At 63.3% G+C, this 25,989-nt stretch carries 23 protein-coding genes and 2 pseudogenes; 11 read left to right on the top strand and 14 right to left on the bottom strand.

Annotation, left to right across the window (positions count from 1 at the left end; translation table 11 throughout):
* From copD to G7025_RS25290, 5 genes are all read left to right on the top strand, one after another.
* A complete protein-coding gene (gene copD, locus G7025_RS25310) occupies positions 1 to 858 on the top strand; it encodes a copper homeostasis membrane protein CopD (RefSeq protein WP_181081735.1) in 858 nt (285 codons plus the stop codon).
* A gap of 307 nt (positions 859 to 1,165) precedes the next feature.
* On the top strand, positions 1,166 to 2,428 hold the full coding sequence (locus tag G7025_RS25305) for an OprD family porin (protein ID WP_181081734.1): 1,263 nt from the start codon (positions 1,166 to 1,168) through the stop codon (positions 2,426 to 2,428).
* Positions 2,429 to 2,622: 194 nt separating this feature from the next.
* A complete protein-coding gene (locus G7025_RS25300; RefSeq protein ID WP_181081733.1) occupies positions 2,623 to 3,441 on the top strand; it encodes an NAD-dependent epimerase/dehydratase family protein in 819 nt (272 codons plus the stop codon).
* A gap of 25 nt (positions 3,442 to 3,466) precedes the next feature.
* Complete coding sequence (locus G7025_RS25295) at positions 3,467 to 4,342, top strand: SMP-30/gluconolactonase/LRE family protein (protein ID WP_181081732.1); 876 nt, start codon at positions 3,467 to 3,469, stop codon at positions 4,340 to 4,342.
* A 116-nt stretch (positions 4,343 to 4,458) separates the two neighbouring features.
* On the top strand, positions 4,459 to 5,316 hold the full coding sequence (locus G7025_RS25290; protein ID WP_181081731.1) for an aldose 1-epimerase: 858 nt from the start codon (positions 4,459 to 4,461) through the stop codon (positions 5,314 to 5,316).
* A gap of 10 nt (positions 5,317 to 5,326) precedes the next feature.
* Here the strand turns inward: G7025_RS25290 and G7025_RS25285 are convergent, their stop codons facing one another.
* The 13 genes and pseudogenes from G7025_RS25285 to G7025_RS25225 all read right to left on the bottom strand — a co-directional run.
* Positions 5,327 to 6,469, bottom strand: a complete 1,143-nt coding sequence (locus G7025_RS25285; RefSeq protein ID WP_181081730.1) for an HlyD family secretion protein — start codon at positions 6,467 to 6,469, stop codon at positions 5,327 to 5,329.
* The gene (locus tag G7025_RS25280; RefSeq protein ID WP_181081729.1) at positions 6,466 to 8,112 is read right to left on the bottom strand and encodes an MFS transporter; all 1,647 of its coding nucleotides are present in this window, start codon (positions 8,110 to 8,112) and stop codon (positions 6,466 to 6,468) included. Before G7025_RS25280 ends, G7025_RS25285 begins: the two co-directional genes overlap by 4 nt.
* 185 nt (positions 8,113 to 8,297) lie before the next feature.
* Positions 8,298 to 9,761: a DASS family sodium-coupled anion symporter gene (locus G7025_RS25275; RefSeq protein ID WP_181081728.1), complete on the bottom strand. Its 1,464-nt coding sequence runs from the start codon at positions 9,759 to 9,761 to the stop codon at positions 8,298 to 8,300.
* 77 nt (positions 9,762 to 9,838) lie between these two features.
* A complete protein-coding gene (locus tag G7025_RS25270; protein WP_181081727.1) occupies positions 9,839 to 11,209 on the bottom strand; it encodes an ATP-binding response regulator in 1,371 nt (456 codons plus the stop codon).
* Positions 11,193 to 12,356, bottom strand: a complete 1,164-nt coding sequence (ercA, locus tag G7025_RS25265) for an alcohol dehydrogenase-like regulatory protein ErcA (RefSeq protein WP_181081726.1) — start codon at positions 12,354 to 12,356, stop codon at positions 11,193 to 11,195. The genes G7025_RS25270 and ercA overlap by 17 nt, the downstream gene beginning before the upstream one ends.
* A 127-nt stretch (positions 12,357 to 12,483) precedes the next feature.
* Complete coding sequence (gene pqqA / locus G7025_RS25260) at positions 12,484 to 12,555, bottom strand: pyrroloquinoline quinone precursor peptide PqqA (protein WP_010209364.1); 72 nt, start codon at positions 12,553 to 12,555, stop codon at positions 12,484 to 12,486.
* A 460-nt stretch (positions 12,556 to 13,015) separates the two neighbouring features.
* Entirely contained in the window at positions 13,016 to 14,536 is a 1,521-nt protein-coding gene (exaC, locus tag G7025_RS25255; protein ID WP_181081725.1) for an acetaldehyde dehydrogenase ExaC, read from the bottom strand.
* Positions 14,537 to 14,657: 121 nt separating this feature from the next.
* Positions 14,658 to 16,433 carry a PQQ-dependent methanol/ethanol family dehydrogenase gene (locus G7025_RS25250; RefSeq protein ID WP_181081724.1) on the bottom strand — a complete coding sequence of 592 codons (1,776 nt, stop codon included), beginning with the start codon at positions 16,431 to 16,433 and terminating at the stop codon, positions 14,658 to 14,660.
* A gap of 115 nt (positions 16,434 to 16,548) precedes the next feature.
* Positions 16,549 to 17,481 (bottom strand): quinoprotein relay system zinc metallohydrolase 1, encoded by a 933-nt coding sequence (locus tag G7025_RS25245; RefSeq protein ID WP_181081723.1) that lies wholly within the window; start codon positions 17,479 to 17,481, stop codon positions 16,549 to 16,551.
* Between the two features lie 16 nt (positions 17,482 to 17,497).
* Positions 17,498 to 18,247, bottom strand: a complete 750-nt coding sequence (locus G7025_RS25240) for a quinoprotein dehydrogenase-associated SoxYZ-like carrier (RefSeq protein ID WP_181081722.1) — start codon at positions 18,245 to 18,247, stop codon at positions 17,498 to 17,500.
* Between the two features lie 9 nt (positions 18,248 to 18,256).
* Entirely contained in the window at positions 18,257 to 19,132 is an 876-nt protein-coding gene (locus tag G7025_RS25235) for a substrate-binding periplasmic protein (protein ID WP_181081721.1), read from the bottom strand.
* Between the two features lie 3 nt (positions 19,133 to 19,135).
* Entirely contained in the window at positions 19,136 to 19,597 is a 462-nt protein-coding gene (gene pedF / locus G7025_RS25230; RefSeq protein ID WP_181081720.1) for a cytochrome c-550 PedF, read from the bottom strand.
* 230 nt (positions 19,598 to 19,827) lie between these two features.
* Positions 19,828 to 19,965, bottom strand: a pseudogene (locus G7025_RS25225) (sensor histidine kinase); the annotation flags it as partial.
* Between the two features lie 181 nt (positions 19,966 to 20,146).
* On the opposite strand from G7025_RS25225, the gene G7025_RS25220 reads away from it, so the two are divergent.
* From G7025_RS25220 to G7025_RS25195, 6 genes are all read left to right on the top strand, one after another.
* Positions 20,147 to 21,319, top strand: coding sequence for an ABC transporter substrate-binding protein (locus G7025_RS25220; RefSeq protein WP_181081719.1), 1,173 nt, complete (start codon positions 20,147 to 20,149; stop codon positions 21,317 to 21,319).
* Between the two features lie 26 nt (positions 21,320 to 21,345).
* Positions 21,346 to 22,305, top strand: a complete 960-nt coding sequence (locus G7025_RS25215; RefSeq protein ID WP_181081718.1) for a YVTN family beta-propeller repeat protein — start codon at positions 21,346 to 21,348, stop codon at positions 22,303 to 22,305.
* Positions 22,302 to 23,042 carry an ABC transporter ATP-binding protein gene (locus G7025_RS25210; protein WP_181081717.1) on the top strand — a complete coding sequence of 247 codons (741 nt, stop codon included), beginning with the start codon at positions 22,302 to 22,304 and terminating at the stop codon, positions 23,040 to 23,042. Before G7025_RS25215 ends, G7025_RS25210 begins: the two co-directional genes overlap by 4 nt.
* The gene (locus G7025_RS25205; protein WP_181081716.1) at positions 23,039 to 23,830 is read left to right on the top strand and encodes an ABC transporter permease; all 792 of its coding nucleotides are present in this window, start codon (positions 23,039 to 23,041) and stop codon (positions 23,828 to 23,830) included. Before G7025_RS25210 ends, G7025_RS25205 begins: the two co-directional genes overlap by 4 nt.
* Positions 23,831 to 23,937: 107 nt before the next feature.
* Positions 23,938 to 24,477, top strand: coding sequence for a PQQ-dependent catabolism-associated CXXCW motif protein (locus tag G7025_RS25200; RefSeq protein WP_181081715.1), 540 nt, complete (start codon positions 23,938 to 23,940; stop codon positions 24,475 to 24,477).
* A 23-nt stretch (positions 24,478 to 24,500) separates the two neighbouring features.
* Positions 24,501 to 25,166 carry a response regulator transcription factor gene (locus G7025_RS25195; RefSeq protein WP_181081714.1) on the top strand — a complete coding sequence of 222 codons (666 nt, stop codon included), beginning with the start codon at positions 24,501 to 24,503 and terminating at the stop codon, positions 25,164 to 25,166.
* Positions 25,167 to 25,683: 517 nt separating this feature from the next.
* Here the strand turns inward: G7025_RS25195 and G7025_RS27220 are convergent.
* Positions 25,684 to 25,758, bottom strand: a pseudogene (locus G7025_RS27220) (hypothetical protein); the annotation flags it as partial.
* Positions 25,759 to 25,989 lie beyond the last annotated feature (231 nt).

The following is a 25,989-nucleotide window of genomic DNA, read 5'->3' as shown; positions in this document are numbered from 1 at the left end:
ATGGCAACCCTGCTGGTGCTGTGCCGCTTCGTGCATTTTATCGTCGTGCTGCTGATGTTCGGAGCCTGGGCCTTCAGGCCCTGGCTGCTGGGCAGCGATACACAGCCGGCGTTGGACCGCACCTTGCTGCGCCTCACCCGTGGGCTGGCCTGGATCGGCCTGGCGTCCGGCGCGGCCTGGTTGCTGCTGATCACCGCGAGCATGGCCGGCGGCTGGGACGCAGCACTGCAGCCGAACACCGTACGCCTGGTGTTGAGCAAGACGTTCTTCGGCCAGGTGTGGGTCTGGCACCTGTTGCTGAACCTGCTGCTGGTGATCGCCCTGGTCAAACCCTGGCCGGCACTGCGCCTGCCGCTGCTGGCACTGTTGCTGGCCACTCTGGCCCCGGTGGGGCACGGCGCTATGCTGGACGGGATGAGCGGACGCCTGCTGATCCTCAACCAAGTGGTGCACCTGGTGTGTGTCGGCGCGTGGCTGGGCGGGTTGCTGTTGCTGGTGCTGATCTTCAGGCAAGCGTCGCGTTACCGGCTGGAGCCGGTCCTCAGGCGTTTCAGCGGCGTCGGCTATGGCCTGGTTGCGGCGTTACTGGTGAGCGGGTTGATCAACGTGCGTGTCCTTACTGGGCAACTGTGGCCCACGCCGTTGTTCAGTGGTTTTGCCTTGATTCTATTGATCAAGGTGATGCTGGTGCTGGGCATGTTGGGCTTGGCCCTGCTGAACCGGCTGCGCCTGGATAGCGACGAACAGCGCTTGGCCAGTTTGAAAGGCAGCGTGATGCTGGAGTGGCTGCTCGGTGTTTGTGCGGTAGCGGCCGTTTCGGTGCTGGGCACCTTGCCTCCGATGGTCCTGGCTGGCTGAAATGTGGGAGGGGCGGTGCGACGATTCGACTTGCCTGCGATAGCCATAGGTATCTACACAGGTCTTAGAGGCTGACACATAACTCTGTGGAGAGCAGGCCTGCCCCGTGGTGAGCTGGCTCACCACAAGAGCCTCAAGGGATGTTTTCACTGATACCCGTGCCGCCCCCTCTCAAATTAACCTCGCGCACCTTAGTCATCGTATGACTTCTGCTTGACACTCCGAGAATTTCTCGCAAATATCCGCACCAATGTTGTACGACGACGTATGACATCTAATAAAAACAACAAAAGAATGGAGCGTCACTGTGAGTCAACTCGCCCGCAATTCCTGCGCACGCCTGGGCCTGGTCGGCCTCGGCAGCCTGGCCATCACCCTGCCCTTCGCCGCGCATGCCGACGGCTTTGTCGACGACGCCAAGGCCACCCTCAACCTGCGCAACGCCTATTTCAACCGTAACTTCACTAACCCAGGCAACGCCCAGGGCAAGGCTGAAGAGTGGACGCAGAACTTCATTCTCGACGCCAAGTCCGGTTACACCCAAGGCACCGTTGGCTTCGGGATTGACGTGCTGGGGCTGTACTCGCAGAAACTCGATGGCGGTAAAGGCACCGGCGGCACCCAGTTGTTGCCGATCCACGACGACGGCCGCCCCGCCGACAACTTCGGACGCCTGGGCGTGGCGCTGAAAACCAAGTTGTCGAAGACTGAATTGAAAGTCGGCGAATGGATGCCGGTGCTGCCGATCCTGCGCTCCGACGATGGCCGCTCACTGCCGCAAACCTTCCGCGGCGGCCAGGTCACATCCAATGAAATCGCGGGCCTGACCCTCTACGGCGGGCAATTTCGCGGCAACAGCCCGCGCAACGACGCGAGCATGGAAGACATGTTCATGAACGGCAAAACCGCGTTCAAGTCCGACCGTTTCAACTTCGGCGGCGGTGAATACACCTTCAATGACAAACGCACCCAGGTCGGCCTGTGGTACGCCGAGCTCAGCGATATCTACCAGCAGCAGTACGTCAACCTCATCCACAGCCAACCGCTGGGCGACTGGACCCTGGGCGCCAACCTCGGTTTTTTCAACGGCAAAGAGGACGGCAGCGCACTGGCCGGCGACCTCGATAACAAAACCGCGTTTGCCCTGCTCTCGGCCAAGTACGGCGGCAACACGTTTTACGTGGGCCTGCAAAAACTCAGCGGCGACAGCGTGTGGATGCGCGTCAACGGCACCAGCGGCGGCACCCTGGCCAACGACAGCTACAACTCCAGCTACGACAACGCCAAGGAAAAATCCTGGCAACTGCGTCACGACTTCAACTTCGCGGTGCTCGGCGTACCCGGCCTGACCTTGATGAACCGCTACATCAGCGGCAGCAACGTGCACACCGGAACGATCACTGACGGCAAGGAATGGGGCCGCGAATCGGAACTGGCCTACACCGTGCAGAGCGGCGCGCTGAAAAACCTCAACGTGAAATGGCGCAACTCGACGATGCGTCGGGATTTCAGCACCAACGAGTTCGATGAGAACCGGATATTCATCAGCTACCCGATCTCGCTGCTCTAAAGATTGCACAACCTGAAACTGACGCCCAACTCATGTGGGAGGGGGCTTGCCGCCGATGAGGCCGGGTCAGCCGATGTTTCCTCAGCTGACCCACCGCTGTCGCGGCGAGCCGAATCGACGTTGACAACCCGAAGCTCCGTAACAATACTTCGACATAGTCATACGACAACCTACAACAAAAATCTGGAATGCTCATGACCACCATCACCCCAACTCCCTTCCATCGCCTGCTGCTCACCGGGGCCGCCGGCGGCCTGGGCAAAGTCCTGCGCGAACGCCTGCGCCCCTACGCCCACGTACTGCGCCTGTCGGATATCGCCGAGATGGCCCCCGCCGCCAACGCCCAGGAAGAAGTGCAGCCGTGCGATCTTTCGGACAAACAAGCCGTGCATCACCTGGTGGAAGGCGTCGACGCAATCCTGCACTTTGGCGGCGTGTCGGTGGAGCGACCGTTCGAGGAGATTCTCGGCGCGAATATCTGCGGGGTTTTCCATATCTATGAAGCCGCGCGCCGCCATGGCGTCAAACGGGTGATCTTCGCCAGCTCCAACCATGTGATCGGCTTCTACAAGCAGGACGAAAAAATCGACGCCCGCTCCCCGCGCCGCCCGGACAGCTACTATGGTCTGTCCAAGTCCTACGGCGAAGACATGGCGAGTTTCTACTTCGATCGCTACGGCATCGAGACCGTCAGCATCCGCATCGGCTCCTCGTTCCCCGAGCCGCAGAATCGCCGGATGATGCACACCTGGTTGAGCTTCGATGACCTGACCCAACTGCTCGAACGCGCCCTGTACACGCCCAACGTCGGCCACACCGTGGTCTACGGTATGTCGGACAACCTCGACACCTGGTGGGATAACCGCTACGCCGCGCACCTGGGCTTCGTGCCCAAGGACAACTCCGAAGTGTTCCGCGCCCAGGTAGAAACCCAGCCGCCGGTGGCTGACAACGACCCGGCCAAGGTGTATCAGGGCGGCGCGTTCTGCGCGGCCGGGCCGTTTGGCGATTGAGCGTTCACCAACCCAGGAAGTGGCCATGACTGCTGAATTGATCGTCGACGCCCGCAACGCCGTGGGCGAATGCCCGGTGTGGGTACCCGAGGAAAACGCCCTGTATTGGGTGGATATCCCCAACGGCGGCCTGCAGCGCTGGAGCGCCGCCACCGGCCACCTGGCTGCGTGGAAAGCCCCGCAGATGCTCGCCTGCATCGCCCGCACCGACGCGGGCAATTGGGTCGCCGGCATGGAAACCGGGTTTTTCCAACTCACCCCGCATAACGACGCAAGCCTCGACGCCACGCTCCTGGCCGGTGTCGAGCACCCGCGCACGGACATGCGCCTGAACGATGGCCGCTGTGATCGCCAGGGGCGCTTCTGGGCCGGCAGCATGGTACTGGACATGGGCCTGAATGCGGTCGAGGGCATCCTTTACCGCTATGCGTCAGGTTCCGCGCCGCATGCTCAGCTGGAAGGCTTTATCACGCTGAACGGCCTGGCCTTCAGCCCCGACGGCCGCACGATGTACGTCTCGGATTCGCACCCGTTGGTGCAACGGATCTGGGCTTTTGATTACGACCTCGACACCGGCACACCGTCCAACCGCCGCGAGTTCGTCGACATGCACAACCATCTCGGCCGTCCCGACGGCGCCGCCGTGGACGCCGACGGCTGTTACTGGATCTGCGCCAACGACGCCGGGCTGATCCACCGTTTCACCCCCGACGGCCGCCTCGATCGCTCCTTGAGCGTACCGGTGAAAAAGCCCAGCATGTGCGCGTTTGGCGGTAGTCGCCTGGACACCTTGTTCGTCACCTCGATCCGTGATGACCAGGGCCCGCAGTCGCTCGCCGGCGGCGTATTCGCCCTCAACCCCAGGGTGACCGGCCTGCCGGAGCCCACCTTCACCCTCTGACTGATTCTTCCTGCGCGCCTGTGTGGGCATGCATCCTGTGACGCTGCGCGTCAAGATCCAACAGCATCCAAGGCAGCGCTTCCACGTAGAGCGTGGGAGCGCTCAGCGGAGTGATCATGCTTGAACTTGAAGACCATGTGACTCACCTCACTCTGAACCCTGCCGTGGGCGGCAGCCTCGTCAACTGGTGCGTGCGCGCCACCGGCCAGCCGCTGTTACGGCATAGCGACCAGCAGGCATTGAACACCGGGCTGCCCGGCAAGCTTGGCTGCTATCCGCTGGTGCCGTGGTCCAACCGCATCGCCGAAGGCGGTTTTGAGAACCCCGACGGCTGGCTGGCCCTGACGCCCAACAGCCTTACCGACCCCTTTGCAATTCATGGTTCGGCCTGGCAGCAGGCGTGGCAAGTGGTCAGCCAAACGACGACTGAGGCAGTGTTGGAGGTGTTGTGCCAAACGCCCTTCGCCTATCGCGCCGAGCAACGGTTTCGCTTGAATAACGGCGAACTGAGCATTCAATTGTGCGTGACCCATCTGGCCGAAAAGGCGGCGTGGCATGGGTTGGGGTTGCACCCCTACTTTCCGCGCCGGGCCGGCACACAATTGCAGGCCAGGGCGGCTCAGGTATGGCTGAGCGACGCGAGCAAGTTACCGACAGCGTTGGCGGCGATTCCGGATGCCTGGGATTTCCACATATTGAAAAACCTGCCGGATGGCCTCGTGGACAATGGCTTCTGCCAGTGGGATGGGGCCTGCCGGATCGAACAGCCGGAGCTGGGCTATGCCCTGGAGTGCCGGGCCACCGGCGCCGATTACTTCCTGCTGTACTGCCCGCCGGGGCTCGGCTTCTTTTGCATCGAACCGGTAAGCCATCCGGTCAATGCCCATCACCTGCCGGGCAGGCCGGGGCTGAAGCTGCTGGAACAGGGCCAATCAACCCACCTCGATTTCACCCTGAAATACCTCCCGCACTGACCGCAATCCTTCAGGGCGGGCTGTTTTTCAGGCGGCCGGCGGTGTCGATACTCACCACCACCGACAACCCCGGCCGCAACCGTTCGCTCTCGGCCTGATCCGGGTCGACGGTAATCCGCACCGGCACGCGCTGGGCAATCTTCACAAAATTGCCGGTGGCATTGTCGGCCTGCAACAGGCTGAACTCGGAACCGGTGGCTGGGGAAATATGCTGCACCGTGCCGTGAAACCTGCGGTGGTTCAGCGCGTCCACGGTAAAGGTCACCGGCTGGCCGACCTGCACATTGTCCATCTGGGTTTCTTTCATATTGGCGATCACCCACAACTGCTTCGGCACCAGCGCCATCAACTGCGCGCCGGAGTTGACGTAGGCGCCCAGGCGCACGCCGATCTGCCCTAATTGGCCGTCACGCGGTGCGGTAATGCGGGTATTGGACAGGTCGATCCGCGCCAGCTCCACCGCCGCCTCGGCACTGGCCACCGCGGCCTCAAGGGAGCCGCGGTTGACGATCACCGTTTGCAGATCCTGCCGGGCGATTTCCAGGCTGGCCTGGGCCTGGGCTACTGCCGCCTGGGTCTGGGCATTCGCTGCGCGGGTGACGTCCAGCTCGCGCTTGGACACCGAGCCATCGCTGATCAGCTCCTGGTTACGCCGCAGGTCGGCGGTGCTTTTGCGCGCCTGGGCCTGGCTGTCCGCCAAGGCTGCCTGACGCAGTTTGATCGTGGCTTCGGCGCTGTTGCGCTGCTGCACTACATTGGCCAGCGCGGCCTTCTGCACCGCCAGTTGCGCCAGCGCCTGATCGAGGCGCTGCTTATAAATGCGGTCGTCCAGGCGCACCAGCAGATCGCCGGCCTTGACGTACTGAAAGTCCTGCACCGGCACCTCGAACACATAGCCGCTGAGCTGCGGGCCAATGATCGTGACCTGGCCGCGTACCAGGGCATTTTCAGTGGTTTCCACCGCGCTGCTGAACGGCGGCAATTGCCAGGCGTACAGCACAATCAACACACCGACGATGGCAATCGCGGCAAAGCCCAGGGATGACAGGATGCGCACCCGCAGCGAGCGCGGTTCATTCACGGTCGCACCCGAGGGCGTGGTGCCTTCGGGGGTGGAGGCGATGGCGTTGGTGGTAGTCGTTGTTTCAGTCATGAAGTAACGCCGCTGGATTGAACGGGAGGGGTTGCTGCCTTGGTTGTACTCATCAGCCACAGGCTGCGGATGAAGATCCACAACATGGTCAGGATGGCGATGATCGCGATCAGCATGAACACATCGTTGTAGGCCATCACATTCGCCTCACGGGTGGCCGCCGTGGCCAGGCTGCGAATGCCCATGAGGTTGCGCAGTTCCGGGTCGGCGACCAGCCCGCCATAGGCCGAACCGCCGCTCTGCACGCGCGCTGCCACACGAGGGTCGAGCAGGGTCAGGTGCTCGACGATCATGCTGGAGTGATACTTCTCGCGCACCACCTGGAAAGTGCCAAGCAACGCCGCGCCAATCAGGCCGCCGAGGTTTTGGCAGATGCCGAACATTACCGAAAAACTCACCAGGTTGCGCGGGTTGGTCAGCACGTTCCTGGTCCCCAGCACCATGGTCGGCCCCAGAAAGAACGTACCGCCAAAGCCGAGCAGGAACTGGCTGACATACAGGTTCTGCGGCCGGGTCAGGTTGTTGGAAAAGCTGTCCATCACCGACCCCGTAGCCATCAGCGCCAGGGAGATGATCAGCGGCATCAACAGATGCGCCGGATTGATCGTCAACGCACTGACCACCAGCCCGCTGATCGCCCCGGCCAGCATCACCACATACAGGGTGTGCATCTGCTCGTAGCTCATATTGAGCACCTGCATAAAACCCACCGCGCCGGTGGACTGCTCGGACAACACCATGCGAATCAACACCACCGCCAGCGCCAGGCGGATCATCACACCGCTGCCCAGCCAGCGCGTCATCAGCAGCGGGTTGGCGCGATTATGTTCGATGGCCAGGCCGGCCATGATCAGCACAAGCGAGCAAGCCGAGGCGATGCCGATCCACGGCGCTTCCAGCCACCAGTCGATACGCCCCAGGGACAGCACCGCACACAGCAGCGCTACGCCGCTGGCGAGGATCGCAAAGGTGAGGAAATCGAGTTTTTCAAAGGTCTTGAAACGGTCACCGGGTGGCAGTTTGAGCAGAAACACGCAACCCAGGCAGATCAGCGCCAGGCCCAATTCGAACAGATACAAGCCGCGCCATTCAGCGATCTGCAGCAAATCCTCGGAGAACAATCGCGCCAGCGGCAGCGCCAATTGCGCGGTGCCCAACCCCAGCACCAGGGCTTTCATGCGCCACTTGGCCGGGAACGCCTGGATCATGTAGTACAACCCCAACGAACTCAGCGCCGCGCCGACCATGCCATGGGCCGCCCGCACGGCGATGGCCGAGTTAAGGTCGTTGACGAACAGATGGCCGAAGGTCACCAGCGCGTACAGCACCAGAAATACTTCGGTAAAGGCACGCAGACCGAACTGCTGGCGAAACTTCACCAGCAGCAGGTTCATGCACACGTTGGTCATCACATAGGCGGCAGGCAGCCAGGCCATTTCCGCGGTGGTCGCACCGAGTGCGCCTTGCAGGTATTGCAGGTTGGCGATCACCAACGAATTGCCCAGCCCACCGGTGATCGCCACCAGCACGCCGACCATCGCGAACAGCCAGCGCTTATAGGTGGGGTGCAATGGCGTCGACGGCGAACCGGGCAGGCTCGGGCGTTCGTGGGGTTGCCAGGTGCGGGGGGTGTATTTGTCCATTCAATGACCTAGATGACCGACGGGGGCGTCGGTGATACCTCTACTCAGAGAACAGTAAACCTGAGCGGAGTTCATCTTGCCATCTTGGGGTGGAATGGATGTCAGAAGTGGGTAGGGTAAGAAAGTGGGAGGGGCAAGCCCCCTCCCCCATTGGATCTCAGGTGCAGCCAGAGGTAAACGTCAAATCAAATCCAACCGAGCCAACTCCAGTAAGTCGCCGCCAGCACCCACATCAACCCATACCCGATCAACGTCACTAGAATCCCCACCTTGGCAAACTGTCGCGCGGTAAACGTTCCGGTGCCCAGGCACACCATGTTCTGCGGCGCGTTGATCGGCAGGATAAACCCGTAGCTCATCACAAACCCAAGCAACAGGGTCATGCCCAAGCGGTTGAATTCGCCGGGCAGGGTTTGCAGTACCGCAATCAGGATCGGCAACAGCGCCGAGGTCAACGCCGTGGCGCTGGCAAACCCCAGGTGAATCAGGATCAGGAACGCACCCAGTATCGCGAACACCCCCAGCGGCCCGACCTGATCCAATCCTGTGTGGGCCACCACCGCAGCCCCCAGCCACTGCCCGGCCTGGGTGGTCAGCAGCGCCGTACCCAGGCTGATACCCACGCCGAACACGATCACCGTGCCCCACGGAATGCGCGACTGCACATCTTTCCAGGTCATCACGCCGATGCCCGGCAGCAGCAGGAACACCAACCCGGCGTAGGTGGTCGAGGTGGTGTCGAAAGGATGCAGGCGCCCTTCCGTGGCCCATGCCAACAGCAGCAGCACCGACACCGCCAGCAAGCGTTTCTGTGGGCCGGTCGTGGGGCCGATGTCCACCAGGGACTGGGCCACCGCTTCCTTGCCGCCGGGGATGCTGTCGGTTTCCGGCGGCAGCAGCTTGAGCACCAGCAACAGCAACACCGCCGACATGATCAGCGCCCACGGCGCGCCGGCGATCAGCCAGTCAAGCCACGACACGCGCTGGCCGAGCATCTTGTCCATAAAGCCGACGGTGAGCAGGTTCTGTGCTGCGGCGGTCTGGATGCCGACGTTCCAGATGCTGGTGCCCTGGGCCACCACAATCATGATCCCGGCGGCGATATTCGAGCGCTTGTCCACGCCGAAGGCGGCGATCACGCCCATCATGATCGGCACCACACAGGCACTGCGCGCCGTGGCGCTGGGCACCACCAGGCTGAGCAGGATCGTCACCGCAATCGCCCCCAGCAGGATGCGCCGGGTGCTGGTACCGATGCGGCTCAACGTCACCAGGGCGATGCGCCGGTCCAGGCCGGTGTGGGTCATGGCCGCCGCGATGAACAAGGCCCCCGCCACCAGCGCCAGCGCCGGGTTGGCGAAGCCGGTGAGCGCCATGCCGATGGCCGGGCTGGAGCCAATCAGGTGCGCGGGGTCCTGCAGCGAGGGTGCCGTGCCGAGCAGAAATGCCATGAGCGAAGTGATCATGATCGCGCTGGCTTCATAGGACACCGCCTCGGTGATCCACACCACCACGGCAAACGCAAGGATCGCCAACATACGCTGGCCGGCCACCGGCAGGTCGGCGGGCAGCGGCAACAGCAGCACGCCGGCCAGCGCCAGCACGGCGACCACCAGGCCCATGGGCAGTTTGAAAGGTGCGGCGTTCATGGCGTACTCCAGGCCTCCGGGTCAGGCCTTAAGCTTGCCGCAACGCCGGCTGCGACGTGTTGACAGGTATCAAGCTTCTAAGCCAGCAACTGGCTGAGCACGGCACGCAGCTTCCCAGGCTTGACCGGTTTGTTCAGCAGCGGCGCATCCAGCCTGCGCAGCGCGCGGCGGCATTGGTCGGTGCGGTCGGCGGTGATGATCACGGCGGGGATCTTGTGACCGAAATGCTCGCGCAGTTGCTTGACCACCAGGCAGCCCACCACCCCGTGGTCGAGGTGATAGTCGGCCAGGATCAACTCCGGCGCCCTGCCCTGCAGCGCCATCAATGCGCCGGCCTGGTCGGTGGCGGTGACCACGTCGCAGCCCCATTGGCCCAGCAGCGCGCGCATGCTGTCGAGGATACTGATCTCGTTGTCGATCACCAGCAAACGCCGCCCCGGCAGCGGGTTGCCGGTGCTGGGCAGGGTCGGCAACTGGCTGATCGCGGGCGGCATCTCTGCGCTGATGGGCACCTCGATGCTGAACATCGAGCCGCGCCCCGGCCATGAACGCACGGCCACCGGGTAGCCGAGGATCTCGGCGATGCGCTCGACAATCGCCAGCCCCAGGCCCACGCCCTTGCGCTCCGACGCGCGGCCGACGTCGAGCTGGTTGAACTCCAGGAAGATCGCCTCCAGCCGGTCGGCGGCGATCCCGCGCCCGGTGTCCCACACTTCCAGGCGCAGGCAATCGCCACGGCGGCGGGCGCCGAGCAGAATGCAACCTTCGTCGGTGTAGCGGCAGGCGTTGCTGAGGAAGTTACGCAGGATCCGCGTCAGCAGGCGCAGGTCGGTATGAATCGCATAACCGCCGGTGCGCGCACGCAGGTTCAGCCCCGCCGCCTGGGCCACCGACTGGAACTCCGAGACCAGCGGCGCAAACAGTTCCTCCAGGCGATACACCGCCACGTCCGGCTTGACCGCCGCCTGGTCGAGTCGCGAGATATCGAGCAGATCCGTGAGTAAGTCCTCGGCGCCTTCCAAGGCCTGATGGGTGCGCTCCACCAGTACCTGCTCGACACTGGGCAATGCCCGCTCGCGCAGGGTGGCGATCAGCAGGCGCGCGGCGTTCAGCGGTTGCAGCAGGTCGTGGCTGGCGGCGGCGAGGTATTTGTCCTTGCTGCGGTTGGCGGCCTCGGCGGCGTCGCGGGCGTCGCGCAGTTGCCGTTCCACCTGTTCACGCTGGGCGATCTGCTGTTGCAGATTGCGGTTGGCATCCAGCAACTCATCGGTACGCGCCGCCACCCGCTGTTCCAGTTCATCGTTGAGACGGATATGGCGCCGCCGCTCGGCTTCCAGTTCGTCCAGGCGCGCTGTCAATTCGGGGTAATGGCTCTTGCGCGCCGACTGGTCGCCCAGCCCGAGCAACCCGGCAAGAGCGCGCTGCTGGTCGTCAGAGAGCTTCGCCATACACGACCTCAACGTCACGCTGGCTCGACTCGCGCGGGTTGGTGAGGATGCACGGGTCGTGCATCGCATGCTGGGACAGGAATGGAATATCCGCCACCCGCACACCGTGCAGGCCGAGGGTTTCATGAAAGCCGATGGCGTGCTTGAGCGCAATCAGGTGTTCCACCAGCCGCGCGCAGATCTGCCGATGGTTCAGGCCTCGGCAGTCGATGCCGAAGGTCTCGGCAATCACCTTGAAGCGCTCCGGCGCCGAGTTGTAGTTGAACGCCACCACATGCTCGACCAGCACCGCGTTGCACAGGCCATGGGGTAGGTCGAGAAAGCCGCCGAGGCTGTGGGACATGGCATGCACCGCGCCAAGGATCGCATTGGAAAACGCCAGCCCGGCCTGCATGCTGCCGAGCATGATCTTCTCGCGCAGGGCAATGTCCGTGGGGTTGGCGATCATCTGCACCAGGTTGCCGTTGATCAATCGCATGGCCTCCAGGGCATGGGGATCGGTGAGCGGGCCATGGCCGGTGGATACGAACGCCTCGATGGCATGCACCAATGCGTCGATGCCGGTGCAGGCGGACAGGAACGGGTCCATGCTGGCGGTGGTTTCCGGGTCGATCAGCGACACATCCGGCACCACCGCCTTGCTGACGATGGAGAACTTCATGCGTTCCTGCTGGTTGGAAATAATCACGAACTGCGACACATCCGCCGAGGTACCGGCGGTGGTCGGGATCAGGATCAGCGGCGGGCTGGGCACGCGGATGGTGTCCACGCCTTCGAAGTCCAGAATGCTGCGCCCATGGGCCACCACAATGCCGATGGCCTTGCCGCAGTCCATGGGGCTGCCACCGCCGATGGCGACAATCACATCGCAATGGTTTTCCCGGTACACCTCGGCGCCGAGCATCACCTCCTCCACGCGCGGATTGGGCGACACCGCGCTGTACAGGCAGTAGTCGATGCCGATGGCCTGCAGGCTGGCTTCCACGTCGGCGACCCAGCCGGCGGCGATCACACCGGGGTCGCTGACCACCAGTACTTTGCGCGCACCGAAGGTTTTGGCGTAGTTGCCGACGTTATGCCGGCAACCGGCACCGAAGATGATTTCAGGCGAGACGAATTTACGCAGGAGGCTCAGGTTGGGGCTCATTGGAAAGCCTGTTCTTATTATTTTTGGAAGATGCGCTCCACACTAACCGATCCGCAGGCGTTTGCAATCAGACCAAAGGGTCATTCCCAATAGCGCACCGGCCAGCACTGGGCTGGCCGGGTTTGAATCAACGGCTGGCGAAGTACATGGTCACTTCAAAGCCGATACGCAGGTCGGTGAAGGCGGGTTTGGTCCACATGGGAGAGTCCTCTTGTTGTGCCGGAAGATTCCGGTAAACGCATTAGTGCATGGGGGGATGGGGGTGCGAATGCTACTTTCGAAGTAAATACCGCAGTGCATTGGTCGCGAATGTACAGGGAGCAAAACTATGGTATGGCGCTTGCCCCAATGCCGGTCAGTTAAGAGACGGAACGGGCAACCAGTACCCTGTGGCGAGCGGGCTTGCCCCGCGTTGGGCTGCGAAGCAGCCCCAAAACATAGTCCCGGAGCTGCCTGGCATACTGCGACGCTCCTATTGAGGGCTGCTGCGCAGCCCAACGCGGGGCAAGCCCGCTCGCCACAGGGTACTGGTCCTCCTTAACTGACTGGCATCGGGGCTTGCCCCCGATGGCGGTGTGTCAGTCACAACTGTTTAAGCTGACACTCCCTCATCGGGGGCAAGCCCCCCTCCCACACTGGGTCGCATTGCAATTAGAAAATCAGAAGAACCCCAACGGGTTGATGTCGTAGCTCACCAGCAGGTTCTTGGTCTGCTGGTAGTGGTCCAGCATCATCTTGTGGTTCTCACGTCCCACGCCCGACTTCTTGTAGCCGCCGAACGCCGCATGCGCCGGGTACAGGTGATAGCAGTTGGTCCACACCCGACCGGCCTTGATCGCCCGGCCCATGCGGTACGCACGGTTGATGTCGCGGGTCCACAGCCCGGCGCCCAGGCCGAATTCGCTGTCGTTGGCGATGGCCAGGGCTTCGGCTTCGTCCTTGAACGTGGTGATGCCCACCACCGGGCCGAAGATTTCCTCCTGGAACACGCGCATCTTGTTATGGCCCTTGAGCAGGGTCGGCTGGATGTAGTAACCGCTGGACAGGTCGCCCTCCAGGTGCTCGGCCGCGCCGCCGGTGAGCAGCTCGGCGCCCTCCTCCTGGGCAATCTTGAGGTAGGACAGGATCTTGTCGTATTGCTGCTCGGACGCCTGAGCGCCGACCATGGTCTCGGTGTCCAGTGGATTGCCACGCTTGATCTTGACGATCTTCTTCATCACCTCGGCCATGAACGGCTCGTAGATCGACTCCTGCACGAGCGCCCGCGACGGGCAGGTGCACACTTCGCCCTGGTTGAAAAACGCCAGCACCAGGCCCTCGGCGGCTTTTTCGATGAACTGGGGTTCGGCACGCATGATGTCTTCAAAGAAGATATTCGGTGACTTGCCACCCAGCTCTACGGTGGACGGGATGATGTTCTCGGCGGCCGCATGCATGATGTGCGCGCCAATCGGCGTGGAGCCGGTAAAGGCGATCTTGGCGATGCGCTTGCTGGTGGCCAGCGCCTCCCCGGCTTCGCGGCCAAAGCCCTGGACGATGTTCAGCACGCCCGGTGGCAGCAGGTCATTGATCAACTCGGCAAACACCATGATCGACAGCGGCGTCTGCTCGGCCGGCTTGAGCACGATGCAGTTCCCGGCGGCCAGGGCCGGAGCGAGTTTCCACGCGGCCATCAGCAGCGGGAAGTTCCACGGAATGATCTGGCCGACCACGCCCAGTGGTTCGTGGAAGTGGTAAGCGGCGGTGTGTTCGTTGATCTCGGCGGCGCCGCCTTCCTGGGCGCGGATGCAGCCGGCGAAATAGCGGAAATGGTCGGCGGCCAGCGGCACGTCGGCGTTGAGGGTTTCGCGCACGGCCTTGCCGTTGTCCCAGGTTTCGGCCACGGCAAGCACTTCGAGGTTGTGCTCGATACGGTCGGCGATTTTCAGCAGCACCAGGGCGCGGTCCTGGGCCGAGGTCTTGCCCCAGGCATCGGCGGCGGCATGGGCGGCGTCCAGGGCCTTGTCGATATCGGCGGCGCTGGAGCGCGGGAATTCGGCGATCACTTCACCGGTGACGGGCGAAGTGTTGGTGAAGTACTCGCCGTTGAGCGGCGCGACGAACTCGCCGCCGATGTAATTACCATAGCGCTGCTTGAAGCTGACGATGGCGCCAGGGGTGCCAGGTTGTGCGTAGATCATGTTGAAGCCTCTGTCTGGGTCCGGGCCTGTCGATCAACAGGCGATCACCCGATAGTAAGGTGCCCCCACGGCAGGGCGAATGCGCCGTTGGCAGGGGGGCGTTGCTCATTTGGTCGTAGACCTAGTGCTTGGCCACCAGGTCTTTGGGCAACTTGAAGGTCCAGAGCATGCCGCCCTGGTTGAAGTCCTTGATGCGCTTGGCCACTTCACCGCCCCACAGCGGCACCGCGCCGCCCCACCCGGAGACCACCGAGACATACTGCTCGCCGTCCATGTCCCAGGTAATCGGCGAGCCGAGCACGCCGGAGCCGGTCTGGAATTCCCAGACTTTCTCGCCGGTCTTGGCGTTGAAGGCCTGCAGGAAACCTTCCGGCGTGCCGGTGAACACCAGGTTGCCCTTGGTCGTGAGCACGCCACCCCACAGCGGCGCGAAGTTTTTATGCCGCCAGACTTCCTTGCCGCTCACCGGATCAATGGCGCGCAGCACGCCGATGTAGTCTTCGTTCAACGGTTTGATGGTGAACCCGGCGCCGAGGAACGCCGCGCCTTTTTTGTAGGCGATGCCTTCGTTCCACATGTCCATGCCCCACTCGTTGGACGGCACATAGAACAGGCCGGTGTCGCGGTTGTAGGCCATCGGCATCCAGTTTTTCGCGCCGAGGAAGGCCGGCGCAACGAACACCGACGTGCCCTTGGCTTCGCTGCCCGGAGCGCCGGGGCGGCTGGCTTCGTTGTAGATCGGCCGGCCGTTCTTATCCAGGCCGGTGGCCCAGGTGATCTTGTCGACAAACGGGAAACCGCGGATGAACTTGCCGTTGGTGCGGTCCAGCACATAGAAGAAACCGTTGCGGTCCGCCGTGGCCGCTGCTTTGATTTCTTTGCCGCCTTCGGTGTAGTTGAAGGAGATCAGCTCGTTGACGCCGTCATAGTCCCAGCCGTCGTGGGGCGTGCTTTGGAAGTGCCATTTGATGCTGCCGTCGTCCGGGTTCAGCGCCAGGCGCGACGAGGAATAGAGGTTGTCGCCGGGGCGCAGGTGCGAGTTCCATGGCGCCGGGTTACCGGTGCCGAACAACAGCAGGTTGGTTTCCGGGTCGTAGTAGCCGCCCAGCCACGGCGCCGCGCCGCCGGTCTTCCACAGATCGCCCGGCCAGGTCTTGCCCGCTTCGCCGCCGGAGATACCGTTTTCCACGGCCTTGCCGTCCTTGTACACATAGCCCATGTGGCCTTCGACAGTCGGCCGGGTCCACAGCAGGTCACCGTTTTTCGGGTCGTAGGCTTCGATCTTGCCCACCACGCCGAATTCGCCGCCGGCCACGCCGGTGATCAGCTTGCCGTTGACCACCAGCGGCGCGGCGCTGATGGAATAGCCTTCCTTGTGGTCGGCCACGCGTTTGCTCCACACCACCTTGCCGGTGTCTTTGTTCAAGGCCACCAGTTTGGCGTCCAGGGTGCCGAAGAACACCAGGTCGCCGTACAGCGCCACCCCTCGGTTGATCACGTCGCAGCAGGGGCGGATGTCATCCGGCAGACGCGCATCGTACTGCCAGAGTTTCTTGCCGGTGCGCGCGTCCACCGCGAACACCCGCGAATAGGAGCCGGTGAGGTACATCACCCCGTCCTTGACCATCGGCTGCGCCTGCTGCCCACGCTGTTTCTCGCCGCCAAAGGAGAATGCCCAGACCGGGCGCAGGTCCTTGACGTTGTCCACATTCAGAGTGTCCAACGGACTGTAGCGCTGGCCTTGCACACCCAGACCGTTGGTGACGATCTGCCCGGGGTTTTTCGGGTCCTGGAGAATGTCCTGATCGCTCACGGCGGCCATGGCCTGGCCGGATAACAGGATGGCACCGAGCAACACACTCAAGGCGAAGGGTTGGCGGCGGGCGGGTTGGGTCATGACGGCTACCTCTGCGGTTTTTTGTTATACCCGGGAAATTTTCCCGGTCTGGTGCCGATTCTTGGGCGCAGGGGCAGTTGTCACAATTGACCGCAGTATCGAGATTGCTAGTTCCTTAGTAGCGGGTATCGACCCGTTGCATCTGCGCGCGTTCGTAGCGCGGGTACAGGTGGCTGACGCTGCGGATCAGTTCGTAGCGGCTCAGGCTGATCGCGGCGAAACGCTCAGGGATGGGGCTGCGGATCATCTCGGCCATGGCGCTGCCCTGAGCCGCGCCGTCGCGCAAGAGTTGGTCGAGCCAGGTGAGGTAGTCGCGCATCTGTGCGAAGGGCTGTGCATCGTCGGCCACCGGACCGTGGCCGGGCACGATCAGGCGCCAGGGCAAGGCTTGCAGGGTGTCGAGGTCGGCCAGCCACACCGCCAGCCCTGGGCTGTGCGGCGTGGTGAGGGCGCGCTGGTAGAACACCAGGTCACCGGCAAACAGCACGCCGGTACGCTGGTCGAGAATGGCCAGATCGGCGCCGGTATGCCCGGCCAGCGCAAGCAAACGCAGGTCATGCTGGCCCACGCTCAATACACCGGGTTGCAGCACCTGGGTCGGCAGCACCACCTCGGTGCCGCGCATCCAGTCGCCGACCATGCGGTAGAGGTTCTCGGCCATGCTGTCGCCCTGCTCCTGCAGCAGTCGCGCGGTGTCGGCCAGGGCACCGATGGGCACGTCCTTGAACGCCTGGTTACCCAGGGCGTGGTCGGGGTGATGATGCGTGATCAGCACCTGGATTACCGGCTTGGAGGTGACCTGGGCGATGGCCTGACGCAGGGCTTCGCCGTAGCGCCGCGACGGCCCGGTGTCGATCACCACCACGCCGGCCTCGGTGACGATAAAGGCAGTGTTGACGATATTGCCGCCATTGGCTTTGGCGAAGTTGTCGGTGCTGCCTTCAAGCAGCCAGGTGTCTTCGGCGATCAGCCGGGGCTTGAGGGCGTAGTCCAGGTCCGCCAGGGCCGGCAGGCTCAGGCCCAGGCACAACAGGAAAATCCAGCGCATGGCGCGCTCCTTCTGGTCAGGGGATGGCCGCGTCGAACTCATTGCCGCTGTTGTCGCGCAGCACCAGGCGAGTGGGTCCCGGCGCGTCGATATCGAAGGCCAGGTTGGGGTTCTCACTGACCGCCGGGAACAACTCCAGCTCGGCCAGCACCTGATCGTCCTGACCACGCAGTTGCGCATGATTGATAAAAAATTCGGGGATACCGCTGACCATGCCGTTGTCCATCGGGTGCGCCACCTGCACGCGCACGCGGCTGAATTCGCCACGGGGGTAGCGCCCGCCGAGCACCTCGCCGATGTGCTCTTCCCAACCCGGCTGGGTGCGTACCACGCTGGGCGCGGTGCAGCCGCCACCGGCCGCGTCAATCAGAGTCGAGCCCACATGCCACAGGCCGTCGTCGGTAAGCACTGCGGCGCGCAACGGCGTGGCCTGTTCGACACGAATGCGCAGCGACAACCACGGCAGCACGCCGGCCCTGGGTTGGAAGTCGACGATTTTCGGCAATGGGTTGAGCTCGGCCCAGGCGAGGATTTTCACCACATGACCGCTGAAGGCGCGCGCATCGATTTCCAGCGGCACCTGGCGCGCATCTTCGGCGAATGGCGGCGCCAGCAGCTTGACTCGGTCGTCGAACACGAACGGTGCCTGCGCCAGGAACTGCTTGTGATAGAAGTCCCACATCACCGACGGCACCGGGTCGACCTCCACGGCGTGGGCCGCCAGCGGCAGCCAGCAAGCCAGGATGCAGCTCAGTCGCCAGTTCATCGCCTGCTCCTATTGATACATCTCGGGCACTTCGTAGCGCAGGCCGTAATGGGCATAGATGGCGTGCACCACGCCGTCACGGATCAGGCTTTCCAGCGCTTCTTCCACCGCATAGGCCAACTGGCGATTGCTCTCGTGCACCGCCATGCCGATCTCCCAGCGTTGCTTGCCCAGGTTCGGGTAGGCGTTTTCAGCCAGGGCCAATTGCGGGTCATGGGCCTCGTGCACCTGCCAGTCAACTTCGCCGCGCATCGCCATCACGGCGTCGACCTCACCGGCCTTCATCGCCGCAAAGGCCTGGGGCACGTCGGGGTAGTGATGGGTCCTGGCGGCGAGCATGCCGTTGAACACCGAGGTGAGGTAGAACGACGGTACGCTGTCGACCTCGACGCCGATCGGGTGCCGTTCGAACACCGCCACGCTGGCGAAGCTGGCCAGGCGCCGCCGGTCATAAGCCACCTGCCATTGTTCATTCTGGTACGGCCCGAACATCACCACATGGGCATTTTCCAGCTCGCCCTGATCGTTGCGCTTTTGCGCGTAATCGTGATCGTAGGGGGCACGCATCATAAGGTCGGCCAGTTGCTGGTTGTGCAACGGGCTGCCGCGCCAGATGTAGTCGCGCAGGTCGTCGTCGAGCTTCTCCCCGGCCGGCACCCAGATCAACTTGAGCTGCACCCCCAGCGCCTTGGCCAGGGCCTGGGCCAGCTCCACGTCGACCCCGCGCGGGGTGCCACCGTCCTGGAAACTGTAGGGGGCAAAGTCCTGGTACACCGCCACGTTGATTTCGCCGGCAGCGATCATCTGGTCATAGCTGCGCACCTGCGCCTGTGCCGGCTGGCAGCACAGCAGGGCCAGGCCAAGCACATAAGCGAACAGGCGCATGGCTTACTCCTCGACGTGCACGCTGTCCAGGTAGGTGCGCACCGCCCACAAGGCTTCCTGGCTCAAGTAATCGGCCATTTTCGGCATGTACACGCGGCCGTCGCGCACGGCGCCATGGCGCACGCGCTCGACGAACCACTCATCACCGGCTTCGCCCACATCGAGCATGCGCAGGTCGGGGGCGATCCCGCCGGACTTGGCCTCCAGGCCGTGGCAGGCGGCGCAGTTCTGGTTATAGGCCGACGCACCGATTTCCACGGCGCGGTCGTGTTCAGGCGAGGTGCGGTACGGATTGACCGCCGCCCAGCCGTCTTCGTTGACCGCTACGCCGGCGTCCTTGATCGAGGTCAGGCCCTTGGTTTCCACCGCTTGCGGGACCACGTTGCCATGGGCCCAGGCGGAGCCGGCAGCGATCACACCGGCCAGCAGCCCGGCCACGAGCAAGGCGTTGTGTTTTGTTGTCATTATTTTTGCCCTCAGGATTGCACGCAAAACCTCATTGCAGAGGCTATGGCAACCATCTTAGAAACCCCGGCGCATGGGCCGTATGCTGCTTTGGTGGGCGCGCTCTCCTCCCTTGGTAGTAGGGCTTGTGGGGCAGGCCTAAAACAGCGGCGCCTCGGGAAATCTTCCCGGCCACGGCGGGACTTTACAGTGCAGGCTGGCGGGGCGCGCTCGGCGGTGTCGCCCAGTCAGGCCACCACCGCCGCGGCCGATTGCAATTCGCGCTCCACGTCCGCCAAGGCTTGGTGCAGCAGCAGTGCCATACACGCGCCGGTCACCAAGGTGAAGAAGCCGCACACCCACAGGTTGATGCGCCACAGGGCCGACAGCCCAGGCCGGGCGGTGAAGACGCGCATGCTCGTGTCACTCCTGTGAATGAGGCCAGGTGGTCCATGCTAAGACCGTCGCTCGCCGCCGCTACTACCTTGGTACTGCCCCAGCGCTACTTTCTGCATATTTGCAGCAACCCTAAGGCTTCCTATGCTGGCGCTACCTGTCATGGAGTGCCTTATGCGCCAGCTCGCCCCTTATGCCGTGATCTGCCTGCTGACAATGGGCTGGGCTAGCCACGGCCAGGCCGCTGAAGCGCCCTTGCAGGTGCAGATCGGCTACCTGGGCTATCGACCCGACCCAGGGCCGCTGCTGTCGAATGTGATTCCCGAACCCGCCGATGCCGGGCAGCGCGGCGCCGAGCTGGCGATCATCGACAGCAACAGCACCGGCGCGTTTCTCAACCAGCGCTACAGCTTGACCAGCGCCAGCGTGGACAGCCCCGAAGCGCTGCTCACTGCGGCCCAAGCCCAGCACGCTCAGGGCCTGCGCCTGTTCGTGGTGAATGCCCCGGCCGCCAGCCTGCGTCAACTCAGTGCCGCCCTGCCCGACAGCCTGCTGTTCAACGCCGGGAGCCCGGACGACCGCCTGCGCAGCACCGACTGTTTGGCCAATGTGCTGCATACCCTGCCCAGCCGCGCGATGCTCGCCGATGCGTTGGCGCAGTTTCTGGTGCTGCGCAAATGGCAGAAGGCGTTGCTGATTGTCGGCCCCACCGAAGACGATCAGGCCTACGCCGCCGCCCTGCGCCGTGCCGCCAAACGTTTCGGCGTGCAGTTGGTCGCGGAAAAAGCCTGGCGTTTCGATAACGACCAACGCCGCAGCGCCCAGGCCGATATGCCGCTGTTTACCCAGACCGCCGACTACGACGTGGTGCTGGTGGCCGACGAACGCGGTGACTTCGGCGAGTATGTCCCCTATCAAACCTGGTACCCGCGCCCCGTCGCCGGCACCCAGGGCCTTACACCCACCGGCTGGCACAAGACCGTGGAAACCTACGGCGCCGCCCAATTGCAAAAGCGCTTCGAAGCCCTGGCCGGACGCTGGATGAACGACCGCGATTTCGCCGCCTGGATGGCCGTGCGCAGCGTTGCCAGCGCGGTCAACAAACTGCGCCAGGTCGACCCTCAGGCGATTCGTCAACTGGAGCTGAGCGAACAGTTGCCCCTGGATGGTTTCAAGGGCCGCAAGCTCAGCTACCGCGCCTGGAACGGCCAACTGCGCCAGCCGATTCCCATCGTGCAGCCGCGCGCGCTGGTCAGCACGTCGCCCCAGGACGGTTTCCTGCACCCCACCAATGAAATGGACAGCCTGGGTTATGACCAACCCGAGGTGACCTGCCGCTTTCCCTGATCGCTCACAATAATAAGGAACTCGCCATGCGCCGCACCCTGCTCTCATGCGCCCTGCTGCTTGCCGCCGGGCATGCCATGGCCAGCACCGCCTGGGTCTCCAACGAGAAAGACAACAGCCTGAGCCTGATCGACATGCAGACACTGCAAGTCACCGACACCCTCAAGGTCGGCCAGCGCCCACGGGGCCTGCTGTTGTCCCATGACAATAAGCTGCTGTACATCTGCGCCAGCGACTCGGACCGTGTGCAGGTGATGGACGTGGCCACGCGCAGAATCGTCAAGGAGCTGCCTTCCGGCAAAGACCCCGAGCAGTTTGCCCTGCACCCCAATAACCGCTGGTTGTATGTGTCCAACGAAGACGATGCGCTGGTCACCGTGATCGACACAGAGACCGCCAAGGTGCTCGGCCAGATCAGCGTCGGCGTGGAACCCGAGGGTATGGCCGTGAGCCCGGACGGCAAGTGGGCGGTCAATACCAGCGAAACCACCAACATGCTGCACTGGATCGACACCAGCACCCAGACCCTGGCCGACAGCACCCTGGTGGATCAACGCCCGCGCTTCGTCGAGTTCAACCATGATGGCTCGCAGCTGTGGGCCTCGGCGGAAATCGGCGGCACCGTGACCATTCTCGATGTGGCCAGCCGCAAGGTGCTCAAGACCCTGACATTCGCCATCAAGGGCGTGCACCCGGATAAGGTGCAGCCGGTCGGTATCAAACTCAGCGCCGATGGCAAATACGGGTTTGTCGCCCTCGGCCCGGCCAACCATGTGGCGGTGGTCGACGCCAAGACCTTCGAAGTGCTCGATTATCTGTTGGTGGGCCGCCGCGTATGGCAGCTGGCATTCACCCCGGATCAGAAGCAACTGCTGGCCACCAACGGCGTCAGCGGCGATGTGTCGGTGATCGATGTGGACAGCCTGAAGGTGATCAAGTCGGTGAAGGTGGGACGCTATCCGTGGGGCGTGGTGGTCACGCCATGAACGCTCTCGAGGTGCGCGACCTGCACTTTGCCTATGGCGCTCGACAGGCGTTGTGCGAGGTGAGTTTCAGCCTGGCGCCGGGTCGCTTTAGCGCATTGCTGGGGCCCAACGGTGCCGGCAAATCCACCCTGATCGCGCTGTTGACGCGGCTGTATGACCTGCAACGCGGCGAGATCCACGTCGGCGGCCACTCCCTGCGCGACGCACCGCGGGCGGCCCTCACTCGACTGGGGGTGGTGTTCCAGCAAAGCACCCTGGACCTGGACCTGAACGTGGAACAGAACCTGCGCTATCACGCCGCCCTGCATGGCTTGTCACGCCGGCAAACCGACCTGCGCGTCGAGGCCGAGCTGGCGCGCCAGGGGCTCGGCGAACGGCGGCGCGAAAAGGTCCGCGCCCTGAACGGCGGGCACCGGCGCCGCGTGGAAATCGCCCGCGCCCTGCTGCATGAACCGCGCCTGCTGTTGCTGGACGAGGCCAGCGTGGGCCTTGACCCGGCCAGCCGCCTGGGGCTGAACCAGCATGTGCGCCGGCTGTGCCGGGAGCACGATCTGAGCGTGCTGTGGACCACGCACCTGCTCGATGAAGTGCACACCGATGACGCGCTGATGATCCTGCATCAGGGCCGGTTGGTGGCCAGCGGACAAGTCGACACGCTGGTGCAGGACCACGACGGCGACCTGGGCCGCCTGTTCGCCGGCCTGACCCGCCCCACCGCAACGGGAGCGCCGGCATGAACGCGTATTGGCAGTGCCTGCGTGGCATCGTGCTGCGCGAATGGCTGCGCTTTGTGTTGCAGCGCACGCGGTTTCTCAGCGCCCTGGTGCGGCCGCTGTTGTGGCTGGTGGTATTCGCCGCCGGGTTTCGCGCCGCGTTGGGCATCTCGGTAATCGAACCCTACGACACCTACATCCCCTATGAGGTGTACATCATTCCGGGGCTGGCCTGCATGATCCTGCTGTTCAACGGCATGCAGGGCTCGCTGGCGATGGTCTACGACCGTGAGATGGGCAGCATGCGCGTGCTGCTGACAAGCCCGCTGCCGCGCACGTTTTTGCTGTGCAGCAAATTGCTGGCCACGGCGTTGATTTCGCTGTTGCAGGTGTACGGGTTCCTGGCCATTGCCTGGGTCTACGGCGTGCAGCCGCCGGCCATGGGTCTGTTGCTCGCCTTGCCCGCGTTGCTGCTGGTGGCGTTGATGCTCAGTGCGTTGGGGCTGTTGCTGTCCAACGCGATTCGTCAGTTGGAGAATTTCGCCGGGGTGATGAATTTCGTGATTTTCCCGCTGTTTTTCCTGTCATCGGCGCTGTACCCGCTGTGGAAGATGCGCGATGCCAGCCAGTGGTTGTACTGGTTGTGCGCGGTCAACCCGTTCACCCACGCGGTGGAGCTGGTGCGCTTTGCCCTGTATGAACGACTGGCCGGCCTGGCCCTGGTGATCTGCCTGGGCCTGACCGGGTTGTTCACCCTGCTGGCGGTGCTGACCTTCAACCCGCAGCACGCGGCCTTGCGAAAACCGGGCTGAGGGCGCAAAAACTAATACTTTGGTACTGGTTTTGCTGTCTATCGTCGCATTCCCAAGGGCGCGGGACTCACGTGTAATGGGCGCATAACGATAAGGATCGCCCTGCCATGCTGCCCGCCCGACTGCCCCTGCTGGCGTTGCTGTGCCTGCTCACCGCCCAGGTCCAGGCCGACACGCCGCTGTTTTCCACCGACGGCTATCGCATCAGCCTGTACCGTAGCCCTACCCCCGACCATGTGCCGGGGGCGACCATCGTCGACACCCCGGCCCTGCAAGCCTTGCTCGGCCAGGTGCCCGCACCGGTGCTGATCGACGTTTACCGTCGCCAATGGCTGCAAGGTCGTTTCATCCAAGACCAGCCCCACGCCAACCTGCCCGGCAGCTATTGGCTGGCCAATACCGGCGACGGCGACCTGACGCCGGAGTGGCAAGGTTACTTCGCGCGGCACCTGTACAAGTACACCGGCGGCGACCTGTCGCGCCCGCTGGTGTTCTACTGCCGCTCCGATTGCTGGCTGAGTTGGAACGCGGTAAAACGTGCCGCCAACCTGGGCTATACCTCTGTGTATTGGTACCGCGACGGCTTGGATGCATGGGAAGCGGCAAACCTGCCAGTGACGGCTGCGACACCCGAGCCTTTTCAATAACCACAACAAGAAGGTGAACGGCCATGTACAAAATCCTGATTGCCGACGATCACCCGCTGTTTCGCGAGGCGATCCATAACGTCATCAGCGACGGCTTCCCCGGCAGCGAAGTGATGGAAACCGCCGACCTGCACAGCGCCCTCGCCCTGACCCAGGAACACGACGACCTCGACCTGATCCTGCTCGACCTGAATATGCCGGGCATGCACGGGCTCAACGGCCTGATCAACCTGCGCAATGAGTCGCCGACCATCCCGGTGGTAATCGTTTCCGCCGAGCAGGACAAGCAGATTGTGCTGCAAGCCATCACCTATGGCGCGGTGGGGTTTATCACCAAGTCCTCGCCGCGCCTGCAAATGACCGAGGCGATCCAGCAGATTCTCAACGGCAACGTGTACCTGCCGCCGGACATCATCCGCACCCAGAAACCCGGGGCCCAGCGCCGCCTCAACGAAAACCCCGGCTTCGCCCCCGAACTGCTGCAAGCCCTGACGCGCAAGCAATTGCTGGTGCTGGAACGCATGACCAAGGGCGAGTCGAACAAACAGATCGCCTACACCCTGGAAATCGCCGAGACCACAGTGAAGGCCCACGTGTCGGCGATCCTGCGTAAGTTGAATGTGCATAACCGGGTGCAGGCGATCCTCAGTGCCGGGGATATCGATTTCGGCTCATACCTGCGCCGCTGACCCGTCTGGCACAACACAAATCAAATGTGCTGATCGTTCCCACGCTCCGCGTCACGCCCGTTAAGAGCGGACGCAGAGCGTCCAGTGCGGCATTCCCACGCAGAGCGTGGGAACGATCAGTTGTCAGGGCCGACCGAGCAGGTGGCTCATGGCGGTCTTGAGTTTCATTGGGCGTACCGGCTTGTGCATCACGGTATGGATGATCGTTCCCACGCTCCGCGTGGGAATGCAGCCTGTGACGCTCCGCGTCACGCCCGTTAAAAGCGGACGCAGAGCGTCCAGTGCGGCATTCCCACGCAGAGCGTGGGAACGATCAGTTGTCAGGGCCGACCGAGCAGGTGGCTCATGGCGGCCTTGAGTTTCATTCGGCGTACCGGCTTGTGCATCAAAGTATGGATGATCGTTCCCACGCTCCGCGTGGGAATGCAGCCTGTGACGCTCCGCGTCACGCCCGTTAAAAGCGGACGCAGAGCGTCCAGTGCGGCATTCCCACGCAGAGCGTGAGAACGATCAGTTGTCAGGGCCGACCAAGCAGGTGGCTCATGGCGGTCTTGAGTTTCATTGGGCGTACCGGCTTGTGCATCAAGGTATGGATGATCGTTCCCACGCTCCGCGTGGGAATGCATCCTGTGACGCTCCGCGTCACGCCCGTTAAGAGCGGACGCAGAGCGTCCAGTGCGGCATTCCCACGCAGAGTGAACTGACCCCCAAAGGTTGGACACAACCTTTGGGGGCGTCATGGGTAAGTACACAGAGCAAGCAAAACTCGCAGCCGTGCAGGACTATTGTTCCGGTAGCGCGGGTTTGAGGGATGTTGCACACC

It is taken from the genome of Pseudomonas lurida (assembly GCF_013522705.1).
GTDB classification, from domain to species: domain Bacteria; phylum Pseudomonadota; class Gammaproteobacteria; order Pseudomonadales; family Pseudomonadaceae; genus Aquipseudomonas; species Aquipseudomonas quebecensis.
Note: the sequence above shows the minus strand (reverse complement) of the source record. Positions and strands in the feature narration are given on the sequence as shown.